Consider the following 25180-nt stretch of genomic DNA (forward strand, 5'->3'; position numbering starts at 1 on the left):
GATCTTCTGGTTGATCAGTCTGGGAAGGGTCGTCCGTGGGGAGCGCGTCGCTGTCGTACGAGGGGCACCGGTACCCGGTGGAGATCATCGCGCACTGTGGGTGGCTGTACTTTCGCTTCCCGCTCAGCTTCCGCGAGGTCGAGGAACTGATGCTGGAGCGCGGTGTGCTCGTCTCCCATGAGACGGTCCGCCGCTGGTGCGCCAAGTTCGGGCAGGCCTACGCCGGTTCGCTGCGCCGCCGGCAGCTCCACCCCGGGGACAATTGGCACCTGGATAAGGTCTTCATGAAGATCAACGGAGAGCAGCAGTACCTGTGGCGGGCCGTGGACACCAATGGCACCGTCCTGGACATCCTCGTACAGAACTGGCGGGACACCTCTGTGGCCCGGCGCTTCTTCCGCAGGCTGCTGAGAAAGACCCATATGGTGCCCAGGGTGGTCGTCACCGACAAGCTGCGCTCCTGCGGCGCGGCCCACCGCGAGGTCATGCCCTCGGTTGAGCACCGCTCGCACAAGGGCATGAACAATCGAGCAGAGAGCAGTCATCAGCCGACAAGGCAGCGTGAACGCGCGATGAAGGGCTTCCGCAGTACCGGTGGTGCCCAGTGGTTCCTGGCCGCGTTCAGTGGCATCTCACCGCACTTCCGGCCCCGCCGCCACCTGATGACCGCTCCCAGCTGCCGAGCTGAGGTGATCGTCCGCTTCGCGATCTGGGACCAGGCCACCGGCGCTGCCGGCCAGCCCGCCGAGGCCTGAACACCGGACCGAAACCCGGCCCCGCCACACGCCCCGACGCACCGTCAGAGAACCATTCGATAATGTGACAGCACCGCGAGAAGGTGGCTCGCGGGCCGCCCCATGGGCCGGGACCGGTGCCGAGGCAGGCCCGGTCGAGGTCAACGACCTGGGCCTTGTTTGTTTCCTGACCGTCGGCGCCGGCGCGGAGGCCGACGGCCCGGCGCGACGCCACGGGTGGGTGGCGTTGCTGCCGGGCCGTCAGTCACTCACGCGGTCTCACTTGCCGTGCAGACCCCTGCGGCGACGTCCGCGAAGCACCAGCACGCCGCCGGCGGCGATGACCAGCAGGCCACCGAGGGCGCTGTACGTGACAGCGTTGCTCGCCCCGGTGGAAGCCAGGTCGCCGGACGTGCTGCTCGGGGTCGGCTGGCCGACGGGTGCGCCGACCTCCCCCTGCGCACGGGTGCCGGTCGTGTCGGGGTCGGCGTCAACCAGCGTGGCGGCGGTCGGCGTGGCGGCGGGCGTCGGCTTGTCGGCGCCCGCGGTCCCCGGCGCGGGCTTCAGCCGAAGAGTCGTGATCGAGTACGGCGGCAGCTTCTGTGCGCCCGCCGTGCCCCGCTTCGCCGTCGTCAGGGAGGTGTCTCCCTTGGCATACGAAACGGTCGTGACCGCCCCTGCGGCCGGGGTGTACCCGGCGTACGAGAGCGACACCTGCGCCGCATTCTTCGGGCTCTTGTTGATCAGCATGACGTTCAGACCGCCCTTGCTGCTCCGCACCGCGTGGACGGCGACCGACGAGTTGCGCGAGGACGACTTGACCATGGTGTCGCCAGGCTTCGCCAGTGCGGTCAGCGAGCGGATGCCCCAGTAGGTGGGGAAGGGCGTGTCGCGCGGCGGTTGGCACTTCCCCCCGGCGCAGGTTCCGGCGGAGAGAATGCCCCCGTCCTGGTAGTCGGTCTCGCCGTTGACGGTGGTGGGTGCGTCACCCGAGCCGTTGTGCAGGTTCCACCAGTCCACGTGGGTGGCGCCTTGCTCGAACCAGGTCATGTAGGTGTCCGGCGCGAACAGGGCTGCGGCCTGGCTGGTCTTGACGGGCGAGAATTCGGCGTCGGTCTCGGTGACCGCGATCTCCACCGAAGCGGCGCGCGAGCCCGTGTACTTGGCGATCAGCGAGCGCAGCTCGGACGTGACACCGGCGATCTTGGAGGGGGTGTTCAGCAGGTCGGCCGCGGTTTTGCCGCCCGGATACCAGTGGACGATGACGAAGTCGATCGAGCTTCCCGCGATGGAGAGCACCGTGTTGTTCCAGTCGGCGCTGTCACCGGGAGCCTTCTCCTTGTCCGGCCAGCCGCCGGGGGTGGTGAGCACCGCTCCGATCTTCACCTTCGGGTCCACGGCCTTCATCGCCTTCGCGTAGGCGACCAGGTTCTTCCCGTACTCCTTCGGGCTTTTGTCGGCGTGGTTGTCGGTTTCCCAGCCCTTGCCGTTGGCGTAGTGCCCGTTGCCGTAGACCTCGTTGCCGATCTCCCAGTACTTCACGCCGTAACCCTTGTCGACGTTGGCGTACTTGACCCAGTCGGCGGCCTCCTGGGGGGTGCCGGAACCGTAGTTCGCGGTCAGGATCGGCTGGGCGCCGACCTTCTTCGCGGTGGCCATGAAGCTGTCGAAGTCGGTGTTGGGTACGATCCAGCCGCCGTTGCCCATGGTGTGGGTCTTCCAGTGGAAGTCGTCCGAGCCGGAGCCGCCGGGATAGCGCAGCTGCCGAACTCCCGCGGCCCTCATCAGCGAGGTCACCTTGGCGGTCCCCATGCGGTCGTCGCCGACGCCCGTGTTGAGGCCGACACCACTACTGGGCACCGTGCCCAAGGAGGTACCGGCGTCCACCTTGATGCCGACGGTCGCCGCGGCGCCCGCGCTGGGCGCCAGGGCGCCGACACCGGCCGAGGCCGCGAGCACCGCCACCGCCCCCGCGACCAAGCGGAGGCGCATCCGGCTACGGCGGGGCGTGCGACCCCGAGGCATCGGCTGCTCAGCGGATCTCGGGTCTTCTGATGACACGTAATGCTCCGATCGGGCGTTGACACAGAAGGCGTAGCGCCGCTGACCACGGCTCGCCCTCGTCGGTACACCCCTAAGTGGCCACTCGGAGCGGAAAGGTTGCCGCCTCAATCGTTTTTTCACCGAGACGCGGTCGCACCGTCTCACCGGACCCCGTGACCCGGTGCCCCGGTGACACGCCCGGGCTCCCTGTCCACCTCCACGGCGCGAACCATCACATGCTTCCGGCCGCTCACCGCCCCGCAGTGGCCGAGCAGCTGAAGCCGCACAGGAAGCACAGGACAAGTTACTGAGGATCGAGACAGGGATGTGACCTTTCTGGGTGGCTGCGTGGCGGGGAAGGCGCGGGGTGTGTCAGGTGCGGCGACGACCGGTTGTCGGCCGCTCCCGTCGTCTGGGCGAGCGAGGCAGTATGAGGCCGTGATCACACAGATTTCGCGAGACGACCTGTCACTGCTTGAGCGGGCGGTCCGCCATTTCTGTGGAGTCGAGGAGGCCGATGTGGTTCGGGCGTTTGCTGAAACGCCCATCGCACTTGCCTTCGTAGCGGCCGATGAGGCAGAGATCCTTGGGTGGTACTGGGGGCACCATCTGGCGCGTCCGGACTCGTCATCGATGCGTGGCGCATCCGGGACCTTCACGTCCCAGCACACGTCCACGATCAAATCCGCCCCTCTGATCCGCCCGAGCGCCTCGACCCACGTCACGGACGTCGACCAGCGCTCCATCGCCCTGGATCTGAAGAAGACCAAGGACAGCATCACGGTGACGGTCCCGAAGAACCGGAACCTGGTCGGATCGGGCTGGTACATGCTCTTCGCGACGGACGACCAGGGCACCCCGAGAAAGGCTCAGTGGGTCAAGGTGCCCTGATCTTCCGGGAGTTGTACGAAAGCGATTGGTACGAACCGGACGGCGCCCCTCGAACGAGGGGCGCCGTCGCGCGTGTGCGGGAGCCCACAGGACGGAATGTTTTGCACTTTCTTGACGGTGGTCACGGAGGAGCCTAAGTTCGCGGGCATGACAACCAGCACCCGCCCCCGCCGCCACGCCCGTACCCGCATCGCCCGTCGCACCGCCGGTACGACGGTCCTCCTGCTCGCCGTCGGCGCGCTGCCCGCCTGGAGCGCCCAGGCCACCGAGACCACGAGGCACATCGAGGGCCAACTCCCGTCGGGCGCGGCGTACATGATGGACGTGCCCGCAGCGTGGAACGGCACCGTGCTGCTCTTCAGCCATGGTTACAACGCCGGCCCGGCCAACCCCGCCCAGAACGGCCCGGACGCCGCCACGAAAGCCCTCCTGATCGAGCAGGGCTACGCCCTCATCGGCTCCTCGTACGCCACCACGGGCTGGGCGGTGACGGACGCCGTCCCCGATCAGCTCGCCACGCTCTCCGCCTTCACCGACCGCTTCGGCGCGGCCACTCGCACCATCGCCTGGGGCAGGTCGTACGGCGGACTCGTCACCACCGCCATCGCCGAGCGCCACCCGGACCGGATCGACGGCTCCGTGGCCCTGTGCGGCCTCGTCCAGGGCGGTGTCGCCAACTGGAACAACACCCTCGACCCGGTCTTCGCCCTCAAGACCCTGCTCGCCCCCGACGCCGACATCCCCCTGACCGGACTGGCCGACCAGGCGGCGGCCACCGGCGCGGCGAACGCCTTAGTGGCCGAGGTGGACTCGGCACAGTCGACGGCCGCCGGGCGGGCCCGGATCGCCCTGGCCGCGGCCGTGCACAACATCCCGGTCTGGAACCAGCCGACGCAGACCCGTCCCGCCGAGACCGACTGGGACGCACAGCAGGCCAACCAGTACGAGGCCGTCAAGGGCCTGCTGAGGATCGCAGCCTTCAACCGGCGCCAGGAGGCCGAGGTCCGGGCGGGCGGCAACATGTCCTGGAACACCGGCGTCGACTACGCGAAGCTCCTCGGCCAGTCCTCCGTCCGCAAAGAGGTCACCGAGCTGTACAAGAAGGCCGGCCTCTCCCTGCGCACCGACCTCGCCACCCTGAACCGCGCTCCGCGCATCAGCGCCGACCCGGACGCCGTCGAGTGGATGAGCAGTACCAGTTCCTTCACCGGCAAGCTGACCAAACCGCAGTTCTCCGTCCACACCACCGGGGACGCCCTCATCCCCGCCCAGGCCCAGAGCGCCCTGCAGCGGGCCGTCACCGCCGCCGGATCGGCGCCCCTGCTGGGTCAGGCGTACACGGACAACGCCGGGCACTGCACCTTCAGCGCCGCCGAACAGCTCGCCGCCCTGCACACCCTGGAGGACCGCCTCACCACGGGCAAGTGGCACGGCACCGACGCCAGGTCTCTCAACGCCCGCGCCACGAAGGCCGATCCCACGAGCCCCACCCGCTACGTCACCTACCGGCCCACCCCGTACCTGCGGCCCTACGACCTTGCCCACCCCGCCGACGGCCAGTGACACCGTACGGCCGCCCGCCGCCGCTCCGTCGGGCGGCCGTACGCTTACCACCGTGGGAAACGACGCCATCCTTGACAGCCCGGACGGTCCGCAGTCGCTCATGCTCACCTTCTTCGGCAACCACGTGCTGGAGGACGACGACAACGTATGAGTGGAAAGCCTGCTGGCTCCGGCCCGCAAGGCAATGCGCTCGACGGGCCCAGCGGGCGGCCGAAGTTGCGGTTCGAGACGGACCGGAACAGTTGCCCCGTCGATCCGGCCGAACAGGCCGCGGCGTTCGGCGAGGTAGGCCACGAACAGCTGGGACGACGTAGTGCCGAAGGCCACCTCGCGGGCCCGCTGCGACTTAGTGGTTTCCGCCCGCAGATGGATCAGCCGGTAGGCGGGCTCGAAGTCCTCCACGTCGAGTTGGACAAGCTCTTCGCGGCGAAGGGCACCGTCGTAGGCGAGGGTGCCCATCAGCTGATTGCGCAACGGCTCCTCGGCCGCCGCGGCCAGGATCCTCTGCCAGACGTCCTCGTTGGGAATCCAGGGCGCCTGCTCGACGCGGCGTACAAGACCGCGACGTGGCCTGCGGCCGCCACGACTCAGCTGACCCCGGCGGACGTAGGGCCTGTGCGGCACTCTTCGGAGGGATGGGAAGGTGGCTTCCCCGAATCCGGCACCAGGGTTCGTCCTGCCCCACCGTGACGACATGACTCCGCAGTCAGTGATCAGGGGTGCGCAGTCCGGCCAGCAGAACAACGAGCAGGTCTTCGGTTCGGTGGGGTGAGGCGCTGCTTGTGCGGGTGAGGAGCTGGTAGAGGACGGAGCCGATGAGAGCGTCAGCAACCGCTTCCACGTCGACGTCGGCGCGGAATTCGCCGCTCGTCACTCCCGCGCGCAGGCAGCTCACGACGGCCTCGTGCTGCGCACGGGTGTGGTCCCGATAGAGGCTTTCGGCGTCGTGCGGGCTCTCGGCGGCGGCAGCGGTCAACGCCAGGATCATGGCCGCATGGCGCGGGTCGCCGACCGATGTGGCGTAGGCACGGAACCAGGCGGTGAGTTGCTGGGCGGAGCCGTCGGTGCTTGGCCGGCCGGGCAGCCGGATGCCGGGCGCGGCAGTGAGAAAGCTGTGCAGGACGGCATCGCCGACGAGGGCCGCTTTCGAGGACCAGCGGCGGTAGAGCGTGGGTTTGCCGACGCCGGCCGCGGCGGCGACCTTCTCCATCGACAGACCGGCATAGCCGTCGCGCAGGAGTACCTCCCGCGCCGCGTCGAGGATGGCCTCGTCCCTGGCCGCGTCCCGGGGCCGCCCAGGCCGCCGCACCTCATTCATAGCCGCCCATCCTACGAGAGGTACACTCCATAATTACGAAACGTATCGTAACGCTATGTAGGAAGTGTCCATGGGTGCAAACGTTGTTGTCGTCATCGGTGTGGGCGGCATGGGACAGGCCATCGCCCGGCGCCAGGGCAGCGGCAACAAGCTACTGCTCGCCGACTTCAACGGGGAGACTCTCGCTTCCGTCGCGGATCTCCTGCGCGGGCAGGGACACGACATCGTCACGCAGACGGTGGACGTCTCCTCACGCTCTTCGGTCGCCGCTCTCGCGGACGCGGCGGCACAGCTCGGCCCCGTGGTCCAAGTCGCGCACACCGCGGGCCTCTCTCCCGTTCAGGCCCCCGCCGCCGCCATCCTGAAGGTGGATCTGCTCGGTACGGCGCTGGTCCTGGAGGAGTTCGGGCGGGTCATCGCGCCCGGCGGAGCAGGCCTGGTGATCTCCAGCATGGCCGGACATATGCTGCCCGTCCCCCTGAGCGCGGAGCAGGAACAGGCCCTCGCCCACACTCCCACCGACGATCTGCTGGACCTGCCCTTCACCTCCCCGGAGGTCGCGGGACAGGCCGCCTATCCGCTGGCCAAGTACGGCAACCGGCTCCGCGTCCAGGCCGCCAGCGCCTCCTGGGGCGAGCGGGGAGCCCGGATCAACTCCATCAGTCCCGGCGTGATCGCCACCCCCATGGGACAGCAGGAACTCGACGGGGACAGCGGCCAGATCATGCGCGCCATGATCTCCGCGTCGGGAACCGGCCGACTGGGCACACCCGAGGACATCGCCGAGGCCGCCGCCTTCCTGCTCGGCCCCGGCGCCACCTTCATCACCGGCAACGACCTGCTCGTGGACGGCGGCGTCGTCGCTGCCATCCGCGCCGGCCGTCTCACTCCGGTCGCCTGACTCGGAATACCGGGGCACAGCGGCACTCCCGCACCCCAGCCCTCGTCCGCCGCCTCCCCGAACGGCCACCAACTGCCGGCCGGCCCGCAAGTGCCCGTAACCGTATGCATGAGGAGAAACCATGAGCCTGGTTCCGCCCCCGTTCGACCCCGAACTCGCCGCCGTTCTGGAGGTTGTCGCCGAGACGCTTCCTTCCACCTTCACGATCGACATGGTGGCCGTGGCACGCCAGAGCATGGCGGCGGCCAGGCCAGGTCCGGAGGCACTGGACCAGGACGGGTTCTTCGAGGTGGAGGACCGGATCGTGCCGGGCCCCGAGGGCGCGCCCGACATCTCGCTGCTGATCGCCCGCCCGGCCGCGTCCGCCGGTACCCGCCCGGTCTTCTACCACGTTCACGGCGGCGGAATGGTCATCGGCGACAACCGGACCGGGGTCGACACGGTGCTCGGCTGGGCGCGGGAGCTGGACGCGGTGGTGGTGTCCGTGGAGTACCGACTGGCGCCCGAGAACCCGTACCCGGCTGCGATCGAGGACGTCTACGCCGGTCTGGTGTGGACGGCGGAGCACGCGAAGGAGATCGGCGGCGACGCTGAGCGGATCGTCATCGCGGGAACCAGCGCGGGGGGGCGGCCTGACCGCGGCGCTGGCCCTGCTGACCCGGGACCGCAAGGGTCCGCAGCCGATCGGGCAACTGCTGATGTGCCCGATGCTGGACGACCGCAACGACACGGTGTCCAGCCACCAGATGGCGGGCCTGGGCGTATGGGATCAGGCCTCCAACGAGATGGGCTGGACCGCGCTGCTCGGTGATCGGCGCGGCGGCCCGAACGTGCCCGCCCAGGCCGCTCCGGCCCAGGCCGAAGACCTGTCCGGGCTGCCTCCGGCCTTCCTGGACATCGGCTCCGCCGAGACCTTCCGCGATGAGACCGTCGCGTACGCCTCGCGGATCTGGCAGGCCGGCGGGGTCGCCGAACTCCACGTGTGGCCCGGCGGTTTCCACGGCTACGACATGATGGCACCGCAGGCCGAGGTGTCCCGGGCGACCCAGGCGGCACGACTGCGTTGGCTGGGCCGGCTTCTCGGGGAGTGAGGAACCGCGCAGCTCACCGCGTCATCAACGGATGAGGGAGCTTGCCGGGCGCTTGACCGCGCCGCCCCGGACGCCCGGTGCCGCGTCCAGATGGGGCGGTCGGACCTCCCGCCCCATCCGTAACGGCTCGCTGCGGGCACGACTGGAGGCGACGCCTGCAACGGTACTCACGCGCTTGCCCGGGGCGGCGGCGTCACGGACCGTCGCGGTGAACTCCTCATCCTGTCCCCAGGGCGTGTTCATCGAGACCGGGCCGCACAAGCACGCCATCCAGCAGACGTTCTTCCTGTACGTCTACGGGCGGCAACCGTGTCGAGCAGTGCAACCCGCTCACCTGGCTCGTCCTCGCCCTCGACTGGCCGCTCGTCACCTGGACCCAGGCGGCACGCGCCAAGGGCCAGGCGTGGGGTCTGAAGACCATCGAGTCCTTCCACACGACACGCACGGCACACCACCGGTTGACTGAGGGGACACGCTGCGGACCGGACGCGGCTCAACCGTCGCCAAGATCATTGATAGAAATGTTGACCCTCCTGCGGCTACCCAGCGTCTGGCTACGAGGTCTCCTCCCCGAACGCCCGCCGCACCTGCTCCGCGATCAACCCGCTTGCCGCCTCCCACTACCGTGACCGCCACGGCGTGTCCCGCAAGAAGTCAGATCCGGGCGACGCCCTTGTGTTGGCGAACATTCTCCGAACCGACATGGCCGTTCTCCGGCCGCTGCCAGCGGACTCCGACCAGGCCCAGGCCATCGCGGTGCTGGCTCGAGCTCAGCAGGACGCCGTCTGGAACCGCCAGCAGATCGGCAACCAGATCCGCTCCCTGCTGCGCGAGTACTACCCCGCCGCCCTGGATGCCTTCCTGGCCAAGCAGGGCGGGCTGGCCCGCGAGGAGGCCCGCATCATCCTGGCCAAGGCGCCAACGCCGGCCGAAGGGTCGCGGCTGTCTCTGAGCCAGCTGCGCTCCGCCCTCAAGCGCGCTGGTCGTGTCCGTGGCGTTGAGGAAGAGGCTGGCCGCCTGCGCGGGGTCCTGCGGGCCGAGTACGCTCACCAGCCCGCTGCTGTCGAGAACGCCTTCGGCAGGCAACTTCTCGATCTGCTCAAGCAGTTCGAGGCAGCCTGCCAGGCCAGCGATGACCTTGCCGAAGCAGTTGACGCCAGCTTTCACGAGCATCCCGATGCCGAGATGCTCCTGAGCTTCCCGGGCCTTGGGGTCCAGCTCGCCGCACGTGTTCTCGCCGAGACCGGCGACGACCGCAACCGCTTCTCCGACGCCCGCAGACTGAAGGCATACGCCGGATCCGCACCGATCACCCGCGCCTCCGGCAAGAAACACTACGTGGGACGCCGCATGGTCAAGAACAACCGACTCCATCACGCCGGCTATCTGTGGGCTTTTCTCCTCCCTGCGCTCATCCCCTGGCGCCCAGGCCCACTACCGTCACCGGCGCGACGTCGGCGACTGGCACGCACTAGGCAGTTTCGTTTGGATCAGATGGTCGTTGGTCCGGGTGTGCCATTGAGTGATGCGCAGTGGGCGCGGATCGAGCCGTTGCTCCCGGACCGGACGCCCAAGCGGGGTGGTCGCTGGCGTGATCACCGGGAGGTGATCGACGCGATCGCCTTCAAGTTCCAGACGGGAACGCAATGGGTGCACCTGCCCGAGAAGTACGGCAACTGGCGGGGCGTCTACAACCGGCTGCGAATGTGGGCTGTCGACGGCACTTGGGAGCGCGTGTTCACCGCGCTGATGGCCCAGGCCGACGCCGAGGAAGACCTCAACTGGGCCGTCTCGGTGGACTCCACGATCGTGCGGGCCCACCAGCATGCCGCCGGCGCCCGCAAAAAGGGGCCCCGGCCGGCGAACCCGACGACCATGCCATCGGCCGCTCCCGCGGCGGACTGACCACGAAGATTCACCTTGCCGCCGACGACCGCTGTCGGCCGCTGGTCTTCCATCTCACCGCCGGGCAGGCCGGGGACGCGCCCGCCTTCACCGAGGTCATGGCCCGCCTGCGCATTCCCCGACCGCGCGGACGCCCCCGCACCCGGCCGGACGTAATCCTTGCGGACAAGGCCTATTCGTCCCGCGCGATCCGAGAACACCTGCGCAAGCGCGGCATCCGAGCGGTGATCCCGGTCCCGGCGGACCAGCGAGGCCACCGGCTGAGACGGGGCAGCCGGGGAGGCAGGCCGCCGACCTTCGATCGCGAGACATACAAGCAGCGCAACACCGTCGAGCGGTGCATTAACCGCCTGAAACAGTGGCGCGGCATCGCAACCCGCTACGAGAAGACAGCAACCATCTACCTGGCTGGACTCCACGTGGCAGGCATCTTCCTCTGGTCCGCCCGCTGATCCAAACGAAACCGCCTAGCTCAGCGACACCTGTTCAACCGCCTGCTCGGACAGCTGTTCCACTGCCTCCAAAAGCGAGTTCCCTTCGACGAAGAACGTGCCTTCAACCCGCCCGTGCCCTCATCAACGGTGTCTGCTTAACTTCTTCAGATCCCGAGATGTCTATCGGGACACGTCCCCTGCCCGGCAGCAGCGAGCGCCGCTCCAGGCAGTGGCGGACAGATCAACGCCAAGGCAACAACGCCAGTCGAAGCACGGGGCAGGCCACCGCCCGGAGCGGCACCTGAGCATCCTCACAGCCGAAGCATGATCCGGTGCGTCCGCAGCTCTGGCGCAGCCCCAACGTTCGTACCCGGTCGCGGTATTGCGCCGATGTGTACTCGGCGGATTCAACCGGTCGTCGCAACACCCCCAAATACGGAGGTGTGATGGGCAGGCCGGCAGGGTGGATGAAGGCGCTGACAGGCAGGTCGCCGATGAAGTCGCCGGGGGCGCCGTCGTTGAGGCGGGAGATCGAGCGCGAGTTCTGGCGTGAGATCGCCAAGGGGCTCCTGAGCGAGGAGGCCGCTGCTGTGGTCGGTGTGTCCTCGGCAGCCGGCACCCGGTGGTTCCGGCAGCGTGGGGGCATGCCGTCGTTTGATCTTGCTCCGCTCGCGGGGCGGTACCTGTCGTTTCATGAGCGTGAAGAAATAGCCCTGCTGCGAGCACAAGGAGCCGGAGTCCGTGAGATCGGGCGCCGGTTGGGCCGTGCTCCCTCGACGATCTCCCGCGAGCTTCGTCGCAACGCGGCGACCCGCGGGGGCAAGCTGGACTACCGGGCCTCGGTCGCGCAGTGGAAAGCGGACCTGCTGGCGCTGCGTCCGAAGGAAGCGAAGCTCGTCACGCATCAACGGCTGCGCAAGTACGTGCAGGAGAGGTTGTCCGGGCAGGTCCGCCGCCCGGACGGGACCCTGGCGCAGGGACCGGAGACGGAGCGTTGGAAGGGCCGCAACAAACCCCATCGTCAGGACCGCAAGTGGATGCTGGCCTGGAGCCCGGAGCAGATCTCTCACCGACTGAAGGTCGACTTCCCCGAGGACGAGTCGATGCGAATCTCGCACGAAGCGATCTACCAGGCTCTCTACGTCGAGAGCCGCGGCGCGCTCAAACGCGAGCTGGTCGCATGCCTGCGCACCGGGCGAGCCCTGCGTGTCCCGCGAGCCCGCAGCCGACGCAAAGCCTGGGCCCACGTCTCGCCCGAGGTGATGATCAGCGAGCGTCCGGCCGAGGCCGAAGACCGTGCCGTCCCCGGGCACTGGGAGGGGGACCTGATCATCGGGCTGCAGCGGTCGGCGATCGGCACGCTGGTCGAGCGGACCACCCGGTTCACCATGTTGGTCCACCTGCCTCGCGAGGAGGGCTACGGCACCATCCCGCGAACCAAGAACGGACCTGCCCTGGCCGGCTATGGCGCGCAGTCGATGAACAAGGCACTCACGCCGGTGATCACCACGCTTCCCGAGCAACTCCGGCGGTCGCTGACCTGGGACCGTGGCAAGGAGCTGTCCCAGCACGCCCAGTTCAGGCTCGACACAGGCGTCGCGGTCTACTTCGCGGACCCGCACAGCCCCTGGCAGCGAGGGACGAACGAGAACACGAACGGGCTGCTCCGCCAGTACTTTCCCAAGGGCACTGACCTGGCCAGGTGGTCACCCGAGGAGCTCCAGGCCGTGGCACACACCCTCAACAGCAGGCCCCGGAAAACGCTCGGTTGGAAGACTCCTGCTGAAGCCTTGAACGAGCACCTACTATCGGTCCAAGAAGCCGGTGTTGCGACGACCGGTTGAATCCGCCCTCGCTGCCGCGATCGCTGTGTATGACACGACCGGGCTCCAGATGCGCCCGGCGGTGGGCCATGTCGAGGGTGTCGGTGACGAGTTCGGCGCGATGGTGGTCGGCCATGGCGTAGCCGACGACCTCGCGGGTGGCCAGGTCGAGCCGGCAGGCGAGTCGAAGTGCTCTCCCGGCTGAAGCCGGGAGAGCACTTCAAGAAATCAGGGGATTGACTTGACAGGTCGGCCGGTTCCCACTCCGTCAGCTGCGGTCGACAGCGCCGTTCGTGTGGCTTCCCACAGCACGTCGGAGTCGAAGGTTTCCGGAGCGTTGTCGGGTGAGTGCTCGGCAACGTGTTCCACCCCGGTGCGCAGTGCGGCGATGATCATCGATGCCTTGATCTTGACGAGGAGATCCTCTGCCGATGCTCCCGCAATCTCGGCGAGGACCTCGGCGATGGCATGCTCGTTGTCGTGCTGGAACTGCACCCAGATGGCGCGCAAGGTCGGCTCGGTGCGGGTGAGGCGGATCAAGGCCAGAGTCATTTCCATGTCCACCGCAGGCATACCCGACTCCGGCTCCCGCCCGGTTATCACGTCCACGATCCGGTTGGTCGTCCGGTCCGATTGCCGGGCCCCCAGCGCGGCCGTGACCCTGGCCAGGCCCACGATCAGCAACGGCTGGACGCAGCTCTCCTTGGTGGGGAAGTAGCGCCGCAGGGTGCGCGTCGAGATGCCCACGGCGTCGGCGATCTCATCGGCGGACGTTGCCGCCACGCCCTTGCTGGTGAACAGCCGTACCGCCTCGTACGCGATCTCCATGCGTGCGGCAATCTTGCGCCGCTCGGTCAGGGGCGGACGGCCCGGTCCCCGCCGAGCGCCCGTCGCCGTCCCGTCGGGAGCCTGGATCTCTCCGTCACCCACCTGGACATGTCCCTTCAACGGCACTCACTCGACTGGCCACTCATCCTGGGCGCCATATTCTTGCCGCTGCAGCGCTTACTGTCCAATGATGTCAAAAACCTGTGGGCGAGTGTTGGCCCACCCGGCGCTCCCGCCACAGTCAGGGCGGAAGCGCCGGTCCGTCGCGTGTGCGGTCAGCGGCGGTGCGGGCGGAACGCTGCCCGGATGTCCTCGACGAGTTCCACGGGTTTCTCGAGAGCGGCGAAGTGTCCGCCGCTGTCGAACTCGGTGTAGCGCTCGAGATCGAAGGCGCGGGCCACGACCTCCCGCGGAGCTGTGGAGAACTCGTGGGCGAACGCGGCGAAGGCGGTCGGAGTGGCGATCGGCTCGTTGCCGAGTGGTTGCCCGGGGTCTAGTTCGTGGTAGAGGCGGAACGAGGTGCTGATCGTGCCGCCCAGCCAGTAGAGCATGATGTGGGTGAGCAGGTCGTCCTTGCTGAAGACGCGCTCCACGTCGCCGTCGCAGTCACTCCATGTCTGGAACTTCTCCACGATCCAGGCCGCCAGGCCGGCGGGGGAGTCGGCCAGCGCGTGCCCCAGCGTCAACGGTTTGGTGCCCTGGATGTGCCCGTAGCCGCCTTCGGCTGCCTGCCATGCCCGCTGTTTGCCCAGGTAGCTCTGTTCGGCGGGCGAGGGTTCACCCGAGGGGAGGTAGGGCCCGGCGAACATGTTGAGGTGGATGGCCGCCACGCCCTGCTCATTGCTGCCGCCGTGGTCACGGGCCAGGGCGGTGGTGACGAGGGAGCCCCAGTCGCCGCCCTGGGCGACGTAGCGCGGGTAGTCCAGGGTCCGGGTCATGAGGGCGTGGAACGCGTCGGCGATGGCTCCGGGGTCCACGCCGGGCCTGCCGGGGTGCGGAGAGAAGCCGTAGCCGGGCAGGCTGGGCGCGACCACGTCGAAGGCGTCGGCGGGGTCGCCTCCGTGCGCCGCGGGATCGGTGAGCGGTCCGAGGATCTTGTGGACCTCCCAGAACGATCCGGGCCAGCCGTGGGTGAAGAGCAGGGGCATGGGGTGGGGTCCCTTGCCGCGGGCGTGCACGAAGTGGAGGCTGAAGTCGCCGTGGTCGGTGGTGACATCGGCCTGGAACTGGGGAAGTTCGTTCAGCTGGCGTTCGGCGGCTCGCCAGTCGAACTTCTCGGCCCAGTAGCTCACCAGCTCGCGCAGATACCCGGTGGGAACACCGGCGGCCGGCGGCAGGTCCGAGTCGAACAGCCGGCTCTGGAGCAGTCGTTGACGCAGGTCGTCGAGGTCCGCCTGCGGAACGTCGATGGTGAAGGGGCGCATGTCGGTCACCACTCGACCGGGAGTCGCTCGACCCCGTAGAGGTTCGCCTTCGCACGGAACGGGAGCTCCTCGAGCGGTGCTGCGAGCCGGAGTCCGGGCAGGCGGCGCAGCAGCGTCGGCAGCGCTATGGACAGTTCGACCCGGGACAGGTTCTGGCCCACGCACTGGTGGACGCCGTAGCCGAAGGCGAGGTGGCCTCGCGCGTTGCGGTCGATGTCGAAGGTGTAGGGGTCGGCCGCGAAGGAACTGTCGCGGTTGCCGGCCAGCGGATTCATGATCAGACCCTCGCCGGCGCGCACCAGGTGACCGCCGATGGTGATGTCCTGGGTGGCGACGCGGACCAGGACGTTCTCGGCGATCGTGATGTAGCGCAGGAGTTCCTCGACGGCCCGTGCGATCAACGCGGGGTCGTCGGTGTCGCGCAGCCGGGCGAGCTGGTCCGGGTGTTGCAGCAGGGTGATCGTCGACAGGGCGATCATGCCGGCCGTGGTGTCGTGGCCGGCGACCAGCAATGCCTGCAGCATGGCGGGGATCTGGCTGCGGGAGATCTCTCCGGTGGCGACGCGCTGGGTGAGCAGCCGGCTGATGAGGTCGTCTTCCGGTTCGCGCTCCTTGCGGTCCATCAGCTCCTCGAGATAGGCCAAGAGCTGGTTGTTCGCCTCGGCGTTCTCCTCCGGGGGCAGGTTCAGGTCGAACATCTGCTGGCTCTTGGCCTGGAAGAACTCGTGGTCGGTGTCCGGAACGCCGAGGATGAGCCCGATCACCGTGGAGGGGATCGGCAGCGCGTAGTCCTTGACCAGGTCGGCGGGCGCTCCCTTGGCGATCATCCTGTCCAGGAATTCGTCCGCCATCTGCTGGATCCGCGGACGCAGCTTCTCCGCGCGCTTGATGGTGAAGTCCCCGGTGACCATCCGGCGATGCTGGGCGTGCTCGGGGTCGTCCAGCCGGACGAAGCTCACCTCATCGTGTTTCGTCGACATCGTCCGGACCAGTGGAGGCATCCCGGGGTCGAGCTCGTAGGCGCTGACGGTGGGGTCGGAGAGGGCGGCACGAATGTCCTCGTACCGGGTCAGTACCCAGGCGGGAGTGCCGTCCTCCAGCCGGACCCGCCGCGGTCCCGGGCTCTGGAGCCAGCTCCGGTACTCCGGCGCCGGGTCGAAGGGGCATGCTGCGGGACGGGCCAGGGGGTATTCCGTCAGATTCGCTGTGTCTGAAGCCATGATGAAAATTCCTCCTCGATGTGTGCAGGTGGGGTTGACCGGGTTCTACCGGGCGGCGCGTACACCCGTGACCGCCGACCATTCGGTGCGAGCGGCGACGGCGGACCGCCACGACCGGACGGTCTTCGGCGGCATGCCCACCGCGAGCGCGGCGGTCAGCCGGTCGCCGGTGCGGTAGGCGGCGACGAAACGGCCCTCGTCGAGATCGCCTTCGACGACCGCGCATTCCTCGTGACCACGCAGGTGGCCGTAGCACTGGATCTTCAGCTCGTACTGGTCGGTCCAGAAGTACGGCACCGGGGCGAACGGCCGGGGCGAGTCGGGGTGAAGCAGGTTGTAGGCGACTGCCATGCCCTGCTCGGCGGCGTTGGTGCGGTGCTCGATACGCATCGCGGTGCCGAACAGCGGGTTGTGCCAGCGGGCCACGTCGCCGACGCCGTAGACGCGGGGTCCGGCGGCGCTGAACTCGTCGCACACCAGGCCGTTGTCGATGGTCAGGCCGCTGCCGGTGAGCCATTCGGTGTTGGGTACCGATCCGACGGCGAGCAGCACGTCGTCTGCCGGGACGACGGTGGCATCGGCCAGTTTCACACCGGTGACCTCCCCGGCGTCGGTGAGGATCTCCTCGACCGCGGTCCCGGTGCGCAGGTCGACTCCGCGATCGACGTGGAGCTGCGTCAGGAAGAGGCCGACCTTCCTCCCCACAGCGTGGGCGAGGGGAACCGGCACCGGCTCGACGACGGTCACGTCGACGCCCATGGTGTGGGCGACGGCGGCGACCTCCGTGCCGACGAACCCGGCGCCGACCACCACCAGCCGGCGGCCGGGCCGTAGCCTCGCCCGCAGTCCGAGCGCGTCGTCCAGCGTCCGCAGCACATGCACTCCCGCCGTGGCGTCGGCCCCCGCCAGGGAAGGGCGGCGAGGGCGGACGCCGGTCGCAATGACGAGCGCGTCGTACCGCACACCGGTGCCGTCGGCCAGCTCCACGGACCGCCTGCCCTGATCCAGCCCGACCGCGGCCACACCTAGTCGCAGATCGAGTTTCAGCGCGTCGAGGTCCGCCTGTGAGCGGAGCGCTACCTGGTCGGCCTGCCACCGGTGGTCGAGGATCTGCTTGGACAACGGGGGCCGGTCATAGGGTGCGAGCCGCTCGTCGCCGATCAGGGTGATCTCACCGTCGAACCCTTGTCGGCGCAGCGCCTCTGCGGCTGCCAGGCCGCCGGCCGACGCGCCGACCACGACGATGCGGTTCATGATTCCTGCAGCGTGATGGCGGCAGCGGGGCAGATGGCGGCGGCCTCCCGGACCTGCTCGTGCAGGTCCGGGTCCGGCGCATCGTTCAACAGGATGACGACGCCGTCCTCATCGCGCTGGTCGAAGACTTCCGGCGCGGCCAGTACACACTGTCCGCCACTTACACACTTCGGCTCATCGACCGTAATTTTCATGACTTTCCTTCCGGGAAAGAGCTCTTCTGTAGTCAGGCTGAGTGGATCGGTTTGCCGGCTTCTGGTACTCGGATCGCGCCGTTGGCCTCGTGGAGAGAGCCGGGCGGGCAGATGACTTCGCCGTATGCCTGGCCGTGTGCGTCCCGGTCGATCCGGCAGGCCGGATCGGTGCGGTCCGGGCCGATCGTCGTTCACTCGTGGCGTGTCCGGGACGAGTGGCTGCCGCCGCCCTCCTTGCCCCATCGGGTGGCGGCGCCTCCACTGTGGCTGTGACGAACCTGCCGGTTGAGCTGAGATCACCCTACAGGTTTTTGCCGTATGCGGACAGTAAGTCCAGGGGAGGCGAATTTGCAGACGGGAAGGGTGATCGGCTGACGTATACGACGGGCATAGGGGCGACCGGGTCACCGGCGTCGGAGTTCCCGACAGGGCAGCGGGAGGGCGTGGGCCTGCTCCGGGCCGAGACCATGGCTGCCGATCGCCTTGCGCCACTTCTCGTTGCCGGGCAGCGCGGACTCTGTATCGGTGAACTCCTCAGGGAGGACGGGAGTCCGGCCCTTGTCGCCGCATCCGAGTGCACGGCCGGAGGCGCTCACAACAGGTGACGCCGGCAGTGCGGAGCCCGCTGATGAGGGCCCATGCCCACCTGTGTCGCAAGGTGTCGCCGTGAGCGAGGATCTCGGGCCTGGCTGCCTCCAGCCTGTAGTGCACCACCACGGCGGAAGAGCGACACGCAAGACGGCCCGAGCCCCTGGACCGCTGCGCGTCCAGGTTCGCCCGGTCACGGTGTCTCGACCAGCACCTTCATACCCTTGCCCGCACGCAGGTTCTGCAGGGCGGTCTTGACGTCCTCGAAGCCGACCGTTTCGATCCAGCCGCCGTCGGTGCGGTACAGCCCGCGCCCCATGGCCTTGATGACGGCGGCGAAGTCCTCGCGGGTGTAGACGGCCGACGTGCGGATGCTCTTGTCACCGAAGAGGAGACTGGCGTTGATCTCGATCGGCTTCTCGTACGCGGCGACGATCACCATACGACCGCCCAGCCCGAGTGACTGCAGGGCGTCGGAGAACGCCTGCGGAACTCCGGCACAGTCGATCGCGACGTCGGCGCCCGCTCCACCCGTCAGGTCCCGTACCCGGTCGGCCAGACTTTCGGAAGCCGGGTCGACGACGTGCTGCGCGCCGAGGGCTGCCAGGACGGCGCGCCGCCCGGCGCTCGGCTCGGAGACCACGACGGTCTCGACACCCCTGGCCTTGAGGGCGAAATAGGCGCCGACACCGATGGGGCCACCACCGACCACGACCGCCGCCCCGGCCTCGGGAGCGCTCAGGGCGACGCCGTGCCAGGCCACCGCCATCGGCTCGACAAGCGCCCCGAGCCCCAGGTCCACCGTGTCCGGGAGTACGAAGCACTGGTCCGCGTCGACGATCTTTACTTGCGCCATGCCTCCGGACTGCCCCTGGATGCCCTCGAAGGCGGCGGAGAAGCAGGACGCGTACCTGCCGGTGCGGCAGGCGGGGCACTCGCCGCAGTAGTGGAAGGGGAAGACGGCTACGCGGTCGCCGGGACGCAGGCTTCCCACGCCGTCGCCGACAGCCGCGACCTGACCCGAGAACTCGTGCCCGAGGATCTGGGGCCACGTGGCGCCCGTCAGCTTCGCAGGGGTGGAGAAGTCCCAGGGAAAAGTCTCCGGCGCGAAGTAAAGGTGCAGGTCGGAACCGCAGATCCCGGTGTATCCGCCAGTCAGGAGAACCTTGCCCGGCGCGAGCGCGAGAGCGGGCGCTTCGAGCTCCTCGATCCTGATATCGCCCTTGTCGTGGATGCGCACAGCCCTCATGGGTGTGTCCTCTCGTCGTTGAGATGTGCCGCCCCTCCGGATGCGGAGGACAGTTGGGAGCGTCAACCTCTACGCGGATCGGCATGGCATATCACCTCACCTGTCGTGGTCGGCTTGTTCACTGGGGCACGGCATCGGCTGTCGGCGATAGGCCGTCACCCGGTGCCATGGGAAGCACTCTACGAGTTCTTGCCATAAACGGACAGTAAGTCTCACTAGGACAGGAAGTCCGTCGATGACATAACATTGGTTTTCGGCCAGATGGTGGGGATGATCGGAGGCGGCGGCGACGTGAAGTGCGGCGACATGGCCACGAGCCAACAGGACGCACCGGCCGCGGAGCGGAGAACAGGCCGTCCGCCGCTGACGGAGCGGCGCAAGGCCGCGACGAGGATGGAGATCGCCCACGAGGCAGTGCGACTGTTCACGAGCAAGGGCGTCACCGCGACCTCGGCCGATGAGATCGCGGAGGCCGTCGGCATCTCGACGCGCACACTGCGGCGGTACTTCCCCAGCAAGGAAGCATGTGTCCAGCCGTTGCTGGCGGCGGGAGCCGAAGCGGCTACCCGACGGCTGCGCGCATGGCCGTCAGGGCGCACTCTGAGAGAGGCCGTGAGCGACTGGAAAGACGTCGCCCCGTGGATGGACTGGCCGGACGTCGCCGCGAGTCTGGACCTCATCCGCCTTACCCGTACCGAGCCGGCACTGAAGGCCGTGTGGCTTCAGACGTACCACGAATACGAAGGCCAGCTTGCCGAAATCCTCGCCGAGCGCGCAGGTCGTCACTCTGGTGACCTGCACATCAGGGTCCAGGCCGCGACGATCAACGCTGCTCTGCGCGTGGCCGCGGAGCATCACGCGTGGCGGGAGCGCGATGGCCGAGCCGAGCCCGACCAAGATGAAGGCGCGGAACTGTGGGAGGCACTGCGTAGCGCGTTGTTGACAGCGGCTCAGGGACTCCCGGACTGAGATCGCGTGCCGAGCGTTGATGACGCCGGAGGGCTCCCGGTTCTCCGAGTCGGAGCGGCTGCGCCGGCCGCCGGCCGCCGGCCGCCGGTCGCCGGTCGCCGGTCGTCGCAACAGCGGCTTCTTCAAGAGGTAGTAGGTGTGTTCGTTCAGGGCCTCGGCGGGTGTCTTCCGTCTGAGAGTCTTGCGGGGCCTGTGGTTGAGCGTGAAGGCGACGGCTTCGAGTTGGTCGACATGCCATCGCGATTCCCAGGTCGGCGACCTGCGCAGCTGCTGGGCGGCGTGGTGACCGTGGCGGCGACAGCGTCCTTGACGGCTGCGGCACCATGGCCGGCCAGTGCCGGGCCTGTCTTCACCCGAGGCTCGATGCCGTAGCCGTCCATCCGCGGCAGGTGCAGCAGCATGGTGAACCGGGTTGTGCGCTCCACCAGCGTGCCGATTGCGGACCGGCCTGTGACGATGATGAGATCGCCCTCCCAGCGCCCCCGCGCCGCACGGTCCTCGGCTTCAGCCGGTCGCTCGCTGATCACGTCGGGCGTGACATGACCACGGGGCCGCTGCCGCGCACGCGCTCGTGGAACCCGCAGCGCACGCCCGATCCGCAGGCAGGCGACCAGCTCACGCTTCAAGGCACCCCGGCCCTGGAAGAGCAGGGCCTGAAGAAACCCTCCTGCGAGACGATGTCGTCCTCGGGGAAGCCGGTCTTCAACCGGCTGGCAATCTGCTCAGGACTCCAACTGCCCGGTGAACGCCGCATGCTTGACGATCTTGTGGTGCAGGTTGACCAGAGTGCGGGAGATGGCCGTTGCGCGGATGCCCGACCGCCAGGTGGGGCGGGACAGTGCCCGCCACGGCTGCCCGGGGTTCCAGCCCTCACCCCGCGGACGCTCGCGCAGCGTGCCCAGGCCGCCCTTGACCGTCGACCAGGGCACGCTGGTGCGGCGGGAGCTTGCAGCGGCGGTCACCCCCTCGCGGGTGACGATGAGCATGGTGACCCCTTAAGAATGGTGGTGGTCCGGGAGGACTGGGTGTAGCTGATGGTGTCCTGCCGTTGATGGCTCCGAGTGAGTGGCTGCCCGGTCCTCCGGGACGCTCCGGCCGCTGATTGAGAACTGCGGTCATCGCTGGTTAAGGGCTTGGCGGCGGAGCGTTCCCGGACCCTGAAGGTGCTGCTTCCTGGGGGAAAGGAGCGATGACGGTGACGGAACGTCATGAGCGGGTCTGGGTCGGCATCGACGCTGGCAAGGCCCATCACTGGGCTGTCGGGGTCAACGCCACCGGAGAGAAGGTGCTTTCTAGGAAGGTCGTCAACGGTGAAGACGAGATCCTGGAACTGATCGTCGCAGCGTGCGAGATGGCTGACCAGGTGCGATGGGCGGTCGACATCTGCGGCCGAGCCTCAACGTTGCTGCTTGCACTGTTAATCGCCAACGGCCAAAGCGTGGTGTACGTGCCTGGACGAACGGTCAACCGAATGTCCGGCGCCTACCGCGGCGAAGGGAAGACTGATGCCAAGGACGCCCTGGTCATCGCCGACACCGCGCGCATGCGCCGTGACTTCACGCCGCTGAACTTGCCGAACGAGACCGTGGCTGGTCTCCAGCTGCTCACCGCGCATCGAGCCGCGCTGCACGACGAACTCCGCCTGCTCCTCTTTGTCTCGCAGTCCCTCTTCGAAGACCGTGCGCTCCTCCGGGTAGAACGAGCCGATCCCCGCGGCGCCGATCGCTGCCTGACTCCAGGTGTACTCCTGCAGCGCCTGTTCCCGCGCCTCAGGACGGGTCAGGTAGCTGCTGATCCCCCCAGTTGAAGCGGTCCTGGACGGGCTTTCCGAGGACCGTGACCCACTCGGTGGGCGTGGCGATGAGCGGAGCCAGGTAGCCATCCGACCTCGCGTGTTCGGGAAGGCATCGCAGCTTCCGCTGCTGTAGATCATCGCCACGACCACCAGTGCAGGAAACAGCAGGTCGGCCCGGCGCACGGTTTGGACCGCGACCAGGCGGTGCCCGCCGCCTGCGGCACCGGCGGCCAGGGAAAGCAGCTCCCCCACCCTGAACGCCTCTTCTTCCAGGCCCGCTCACGTGGCGATGCCGTACCCGGCCACGTTCCCGGCTGCCACGGCTTCCTCGATGACGACGAATGCCTCCCGCATCGCCAGCAGCTGCGACTTGAAGACACCGGCCACCGAAGCCGGTGTGACCCGCACCGCGTTCTACCTGAAGAGGAACCGTGACCAGGACCCGCCCCGGTACCTACCAGCACCTCGCCGAAGGGCATTGTCACGTTGGCTGAGCGGGGTGGGATGATCTTGTGATTGATCGCGTCTGGATGGGATCGCCCGTGTCGTCCGCGTCGCCGTCGTACAAGGGGCACCGGTACCCGGTCGAGATCATCTCGCACTGCGTGTGGCTGTACTTCCGGTTCCCGCTCAGTTTCCGCGAGGTCGAGGAGCTCATGCTGGAGCGCGGCGTCGTCGTGTCCTACGTCGACACCCGGACCGGCCACACTCCAGCACGCTGTCAGGCACTCACGCACCCAACAACGTGACGGCGCGCGACCAAGGCGTGTACGTGGCCGGCGTGTCCACCATGTACCGCACTGCGCGAGCATGACGAGGTCCGTGAGCGTCGCCGCCCCGCCGTCCACCCAGCGCATGCCAAACCGGAACTGCCGTCCACCCGCCCGAACGAGATCCGGTCCCGGGACGTAACGCGGCTGCGCGGACCGGGTAAACGGGTCTTGTACCACCTGTACTCGATCATCGACATCTACAGCCGCTGCACCGTCGTCCGGATAGTCGCCGTCCGCGCCGACGTCTACCAGCGCAACATCGAACGGTTCGCCAACAAGCCACCCACCCCGCCGATCATCCCCACCAACGTGTGGATCAGCCAGCCGGACGACCATGCCGCCGCCCAGTGATCACCTCGGACGCCGACGACCCCGGCTCACTCGACGAACCCTGAATCCGACCGACGCACCAGGCTTGAGACGTTCCGCGTCTCGTGGTCGACCAGGACGAGGCCGCCACCGTCCGGGTTCTCCACGTGCAGGGGCGGGCTCGGCCTTGCACCGAGCCCGCCGCTCCCACTCCACCCGTTCCTGATCGCTCGCTGTGACGCTCACCCGGTTCGGCGTTCGGGGTACGTCGTTGCCCGCGAGCGTCAGGAACACCAGGACCTGCGTCATGCCACCGGCTAGCGCTGCAGTGTCAGCACGCCCGGCCGGTAAGGCAGGAGGCCGTAGTCCATGCCGTCGGTGCTGGGGTCGCGTCCCTGGTAGAGGAACTGCAGATTGCAGGGGTCGATGGTCTTGGTCTGGTCGGGGTTGGTGCGAACCAGATCGCCGTGGCTGATGTCCCTGGTCCAGGCCGTCGCGCCGCTGTTGGCACTGCCGGCGAAGGGGCTGGTCACGGTGTCGGCCTGCGGCTGCGGTGTCCATGTGCCGCCCAGGCTGGTGGCCGTGAACGAGCGGAAGTAGCGACCGTACCCTGTGTAATTCTGGGCCTCGACGATCATGAGGTACTGGTTCTGGCCCTGGACCTTGTAGACCTCGACCGCCTCGAACAGGTTTTGCGGCGTGTCGCTCATGATCTTCGTGAACGAACCGAAGGTGCCCGGGAAGCTGCCGATGGGCATGCTGGCGCGGTAGATGCCGCCCTCGTCGTCGGCGAAGAACATGTACATGTTCGTGTCATCGCCGATGAGGGTCACGTCGAGGGGGCCACCCTTCGGGAGGGTGCCCGTGAACAGCTCCTGCTGCGCGGACCAGCCGTTGGGGTCGGTGGGGTCGCTCGAGGTGCGGTATCCGAAGCTGTACGGCCAAGCCCCGTTGTAGGCGAGCACCCAGAGGTTCTTCGGGGCGAAGTAGAACAGCGTCGGCGCGATGCCGTCGAAGGGAATCGTGTTCTGGGTGGCGGTGGCCATGTCGGACCAGTTCGTGAAGGGGCTGAAGGTCGTCAATCCCCAGCGCCCGTCGTTACCGGCGAGAGTGTTGTGCGTCGTGGCATAGACGATGTGCTTGCCGTTGTGCTTCACGGTGGTGAAGTCCTTGAGCGCGACCCACCCCGCCTTCGGCTCCGCCAGCGGGCCGGTCGATGTCCACCGGTAGGTCGACGGAAGAGCACACGCGTTGCCCGTCCCGGACAGGCCGGTCCACTTCTGGTTGGTGCCGCCGTGGCACGACCAGATCTGCACCGCCGTGCCGTTGGCCTTGCCCCAGCCCGAGACCTCCAGGCACAGCCCGGACCGCACGCCGACGATCGTGCCGTCGGGGTTCACCCGCCACTGCTGGTTGTCACTGCCGTTGCACGTCCAGATCTGCACCGGGGTCCCGGACGTGGTGGCGCCACCCCGGACATCCAGACACTTGTTGCCGTACACGGTCAGCTGGTTGCTGTCCGACAGCGTCCACTGCTGGTTGGTTCCACCGTGGCAGTCCCAGATGTGCACGTTTCCGCCGTCGGTCTGGCTGAAGCCCGCCACATCGAGACACTTGCCGGAATCGACACCGCGCACGTCGCTGGTTGTGGCCGCCTGAGCCGGGCCGGCGACGAGCAGGGCCGCCAATGAGATCAGGGCCGCGACCACGGCGGCGAGCACCGCGGACGGGCGTCTGAGACTGAAACTACGCCTGTGCATAAGGACCTCGTCATCCTTGAGCAAGCGACTCCGGTTCGGCCCGTCAAGGCTGTCCGGAGGCGGTATGGTGCGGCCATGAAGTGTTCGGCATAGCGAACGCAGGTCGAAGTGTCG

18 protein-coding genes and 9 pseudogenes are annotated in these 25180 nt (G+C 68.1%); 13 read left to right on the forward strand and 14 right to left on the reverse strand.

Going from position 1 to position 25180, the window contains the following annotated elements:
* Positions 1-35: 35 nt before the first annotated feature.
* Positions 36-755, forward strand: a complete 720-nt coding sequence (locus tag H295_RS0101285) for an IS6 family transposase (protein WP_020133533.1) — start codon at positions 36-38, stop codon at positions 753-755.
* Between the two features lie 258 nt (positions 756-1013).
* On the opposite strand, the gene H295_RS0101290 is transcribed toward H295_RS0101285, so the two are convergent.
* Positions 1014-2726, reverse strand: coding sequence for an LPXTG cell wall anchor domain-containing protein (locus tag H295_RS0101290; RefSeq protein ID WP_234021545.1), 1713 nt, complete (start codon positions 2724-2726; stop codon positions 1014-1016).
* Between the two features lie 687 nt (positions 2727-3413).
* Between H295_RS0101290 and H295_RS0101295 the strand changes: the two are divergent.
* Together H295_RS0101295 and H295_RS0101300 are read left to right on the forward strand one after the other, a co-directional pair.
* Positions 3414-3668 (forward strand): annotated as a pseudogene (locus tag H295_RS0101295) (galactose oxidase early set domain-containing protein); the annotation flags it as partial.
* A 147-nt stretch (positions 3669-3815) separates the two neighbouring features.
* Entirely contained in the window at positions 3816-5231 is a 1416-nt protein-coding gene (locus H295_RS0101300) for an alpha/beta hydrolase family protein (RefSeq protein ID WP_020133535.1), read from the forward strand.
* Positions 5232-5402: 171 nt separating this feature from the next.
* On the opposite strand, the pseudogene H295_RS48680 reads toward H295_RS0101300, so the two are convergent.
* Positions 5403-5927 (reverse strand): annotated as a pseudogene (locus H295_RS48680) (tyrosine-type recombinase/integrase); the annotation flags it as partial.
* A 10-nt stretch (positions 5928-5937) separates the two neighbouring features.
* Positions 5938-6549 (reverse strand): TetR/AcrR family transcriptional regulator, encoded by a 612-nt coding sequence (locus H295_RS0101310; RefSeq protein WP_020133537.1) that lies wholly within the window; start codon positions 6547-6549, stop codon positions 5938-5940.
* Between the two features lie 70 nt (positions 6550-6619).
* Here H295_RS0101310 and H295_RS0101315 point away from each other — a divergent pair, with 70 nt between their 5' ends.
* From H295_RS0101315 to H295_RS0101335, 6 genes and pseudogenes are all read left to right on the forward strand, one after another.
* Complete coding sequence (locus H295_RS0101315) at positions 6620-7450, forward strand: SDR family oxidoreductase (RefSeq protein ID WP_020133538.1); 831 nt, start codon at positions 6620-6622, stop codon at positions 7448-7450.
* A 121-nt stretch (positions 7451-7571) separates the two neighbouring features.
* Positions 7572-8541: pseudogene (locus tag H295_RS42550) on the forward strand (alpha/beta hydrolase).
* Between the two features lie 232 nt (positions 8542-8773).
* Positions 8774-9007 (forward strand): annotated as a pseudogene (locus H295_RS47730) (catechol 2,3-dioxygenase); the annotation flags it as partial.
* Between the two features lie 116 nt (positions 9008-9123).
* Positions 9124-10012 (forward strand): annotated as a pseudogene (locus H295_RS45135) (IS110 family transposase); the annotation flags it as partial.
* Positions 10013-10035: 23 nt separating this feature from the next.
* Positions 10036-10898, forward strand: a protein-coding gene (locus H295_RS45140; RefSeq protein ID WP_420706181.1) for an IS5 family transposase whose coding sequence is annotated in 2 segments (ribosomal slippage) — positions 10036-10393 and positions 10393-10898 — 864 coding nt in all. Because the reading frame shifts where the segments join, the coding sequence is not laid out codon by codon here.
* Positions 10899-11347: 449 nt separating this feature from the next.
* Entirely contained in the window at positions 11348-12724 is a 1377-nt protein-coding gene (locus tag H295_RS0101335) for an IS30 family transposase (protein ID WP_078616545.1), read from the forward strand.
* Here H295_RS0101335 and H295_RS48685 read toward each other — a convergent pair.
* From H295_RS48685 to H295_RS0101370, 7 genes are all read right to left on the reverse strand, one after another.
* On the reverse strand, positions 12621-12869 hold the full coding sequence (locus H295_RS48685; protein WP_106960734.1) for a hypothetical protein: 249 nt from the start codon (positions 12867-12869) through the stop codon (positions 12621-12623). The two genes, H295_RS0101335 and H295_RS48685, sit on opposite strands and share 104 nt — an antisense overlap.
* Before the next feature lie 62 nt (positions 12870-12931).
* Positions 12932-13531: a TetR/AcrR family transcriptional regulator gene (locus H295_RS0101345; protein ID WP_020133543.1), complete on the reverse strand. Its 600-nt coding sequence runs from the start codon at positions 13529-13531 to the stop codon at positions 12932-12934.
* Positions 13532-13806: 275 nt separating this feature from the next.
* Entirely contained in the window at positions 13807-14955 is a 1149-nt protein-coding gene (locus H295_RS0101350; RefSeq protein ID WP_043216930.1) for an epoxide hydrolase family protein, read from the reverse strand.
* A 5-nt stretch (positions 14956-14960) separates the two neighbouring features.
* Positions 14961-16175, reverse strand: a complete 1215-nt coding sequence (locus H295_RS0101355; RefSeq protein ID WP_020133545.1) for a cytochrome P450 — start codon at positions 16173-16175, stop codon at positions 14961-14963.
* 45 nt (positions 16176-16220) lie between these two features.
* Positions 16221-17429: an NAD(P)/FAD-dependent oxidoreductase gene (locus tag H295_RS0101360; protein WP_020133546.1), complete on the reverse strand. Its 1209-nt coding sequence runs from the start codon at positions 17427-17429 to the stop codon at positions 16221-16223.
* Positions 17426-17623, reverse strand: a complete 198-nt coding sequence (locus tag H295_RS0101365; RefSeq protein WP_020133547.1) for a ferredoxin — start codon at positions 17621-17623, stop codon at positions 17426-17428. Before H295_RS0101365 ends, H295_RS0101360 begins: the two co-directional genes overlap by 4 nt.
* 781 nt (positions 17624-18404) lie before the next feature.
* Positions 18405-19460 carry a zinc-binding dehydrogenase gene (locus tag H295_RS0101370; protein WP_028808941.1) on the reverse strand — a complete coding sequence of 352 codons (1056 nt, stop codon included), beginning with the start codon at positions 19458-19460 and terminating at the stop codon, positions 18405-18407.
* Between the two features lie 306 nt (positions 19461-19766).
* On the opposite strand from H295_RS0101370, the gene H295_RS0101375 reads away from it, so the two are divergent.
* Positions 19767-20429, forward strand: coding sequence for a TetR/AcrR family transcriptional regulator (locus H295_RS0101375; protein WP_028808942.1), 663 nt, complete (start codon positions 19767-19769; stop codon positions 20427-20429).
* Positions 20430-20567: 138 nt separating this feature from the next.
* Here the strand turns inward: H295_RS0101375 and H295_RS47735 are convergent.
* Positions 20568-21180: pseudogene (locus H295_RS47735) on the reverse strand (transposase); the annotation flags it as partial.
* Positions 21164-21349, reverse strand: a pseudogene (locus tag H295_RS0101385) (hypothetical protein); the annotation flags it as partial. The pseudogenes H295_RS0101385 and H295_RS47735, both read right to left, overlap by 17 nt.
* Positions 21350-21624: 275 nt before the next feature.
* Here H295_RS0101385 and H295_RS42555 point away from each other — a divergent pair.
* Positions 21625-22077: pseudogene (locus H295_RS42555) on the forward strand (IS110 family transposase); the annotation flags it as partial.
* A 426-nt stretch (positions 22078-22503) separates the two neighbouring features.
* Here H295_RS42555 and H295_RS48335 read toward each other — a convergent pair.
* Positions 22504-22632 (reverse strand): hypothetical protein, encoded by a 129-nt coding sequence (locus H295_RS48335; protein WP_020133553.1) that lies wholly within the window; start codon positions 22630-22632, stop codon positions 22504-22506.
* A 122-nt stretch (positions 22633-22754) separates the two neighbouring features.
* Between H295_RS48335 and H295_RS42560 the strand changes: the two are divergent.
* A pseudogene (locus tag H295_RS42560) lies at positions 22755-22910 on the forward strand (IS6 family transposase); the annotation flags it as partial.
* Between the two features lie 255 nt (positions 22911-23165).
* Positions 23166-23348, forward strand: a complete 183-nt coding sequence (locus H295_RS42565; RefSeq protein WP_020133555.1) for a hypothetical protein — start codon at positions 23166-23168, stop codon at positions 23346-23348.
* Between the two features lie 275 nt (positions 23349-23623).
* On the opposite strand, the gene H295_RS0101410 is transcribed toward H295_RS42565, so the two are convergent.
* A complete protein-coding gene (locus H295_RS0101410) occupies positions 23624-25066 on the reverse strand; it encodes a non-reducing end alpha-L-arabinofuranosidase family hydrolase (protein ID WP_199788552.1) in 1443 nt (480 codons plus the stop codon).
* Between the last annotated feature and the right edge of the window lie 114 nt (positions 25067-25180).

Origin of the sequence: Streptomyces sp. 351MFTsu5.1 (assembly GCF_000383655.1) — a bacterium.
Taxonomy (GTDB): domain Bacteria; phylum Actinomycetota; class Actinomycetes; order Streptomycetales; family Streptomycetaceae; genus Streptomyces; species Streptomyces griseorubiginosus.

What these genes read in the sequence shown, in the direction of transcription:
- H295_RS0101290 (WP_234021545.1), bottom strand. Translation starts at nt 2,726, where the DNA reads ATGCGCCTCCGCTTGGTCGCGGGGGCGGTGGCGGTGCTCGCGGCCTCG.
- H295_RS0101300 (WP_020133535.1), top strand. Translation starts at nt 3,816, where the DNA reads ATGACAACCAGCACCCGCCCCCGCCGCCACGCCCGTACCCGCATCGCC.
- H295_RS0101310 (WP_020133537.1), bottom strand. Translation starts at nt 6,549, where the DNA reads ATGAATGAGGTGCGGCGGCCTGGGCGGCCCCGGGACGCGGCCAGGGAC.
- H295_RS0101315 (WP_020133538.1), top strand. Translation starts at nt 6,620, where the DNA reads ATGGGTGCAAACGTTGTTGTCGTCATCGGTGTGGGCGGCATGGGACAG.
- H295_RS0101345 (WP_020133543.1), bottom strand. Translation starts at nt 13,531, where the DNA reads ATGGAGATCGCGTACGAGGCGGTACGGCTGTTCACCAGCAAGGGCGTG.
- H295_RS0101370 (WP_028808941.1), bottom strand. Translation starts at nt 19,460, where the DNA reads ATGAGGGCTGTGCGCATCCACGACAAGGGCGATATCAGGATCGAGGAG.
- H295_RS0101355 (WP_020133545.1), bottom strand. Translation starts at nt 16,175, where the DNA reads ATGGCTTCAGACACAGCGAATCTGACGGAATACCCCCTGGCCCGTCCC.
- H295_RS0101375 (WP_028808942.1), top strand. Translation starts at nt 19,767, where the DNA reads ATGGCCACGAGCCAACAGGACGCACCGGCCGCGGAGCGGAGAACAGGC.
- H295_RS0101410 (WP_199788552.1), bottom strand. Translation starts at nt 25,066, where the DNA reads ATGCACAGGCGTAGTTTCAGTCTCAGACGCCCGTCCGCGGTGCTCGCC.
- H295_RS0101360 (WP_020133546.1), bottom strand. Translation starts at nt 17,429, where the DNA reads ATGAACCGCATCGTCGTGGTCGGCGCGTCGGCCGGCGGCCTGGCAGCC.
- H295_RS0101335 (WP_078616545.1), top strand. Translation starts at nt 11,348, where the DNA reads ATGAAGGCGCTGACAGGCAGGTCGCCGATGAAGTCGCCGGGGGCGCCG.
- H295_RS0101350 (WP_043216930.1), bottom strand. Translation starts at nt 14,955, where the DNA reads ATGCGCCCCTTCACCATCGACGTTCCGCAGGCGGACCTCGACGACCTG.
- H295_RS0101365 (WP_020133547.1), bottom strand. Translation starts at nt 17,623, where the DNA reads ATGAAAATTACGGTCGATGAGCCGAAGTGTGTAAGTGGCGGACAGTGT.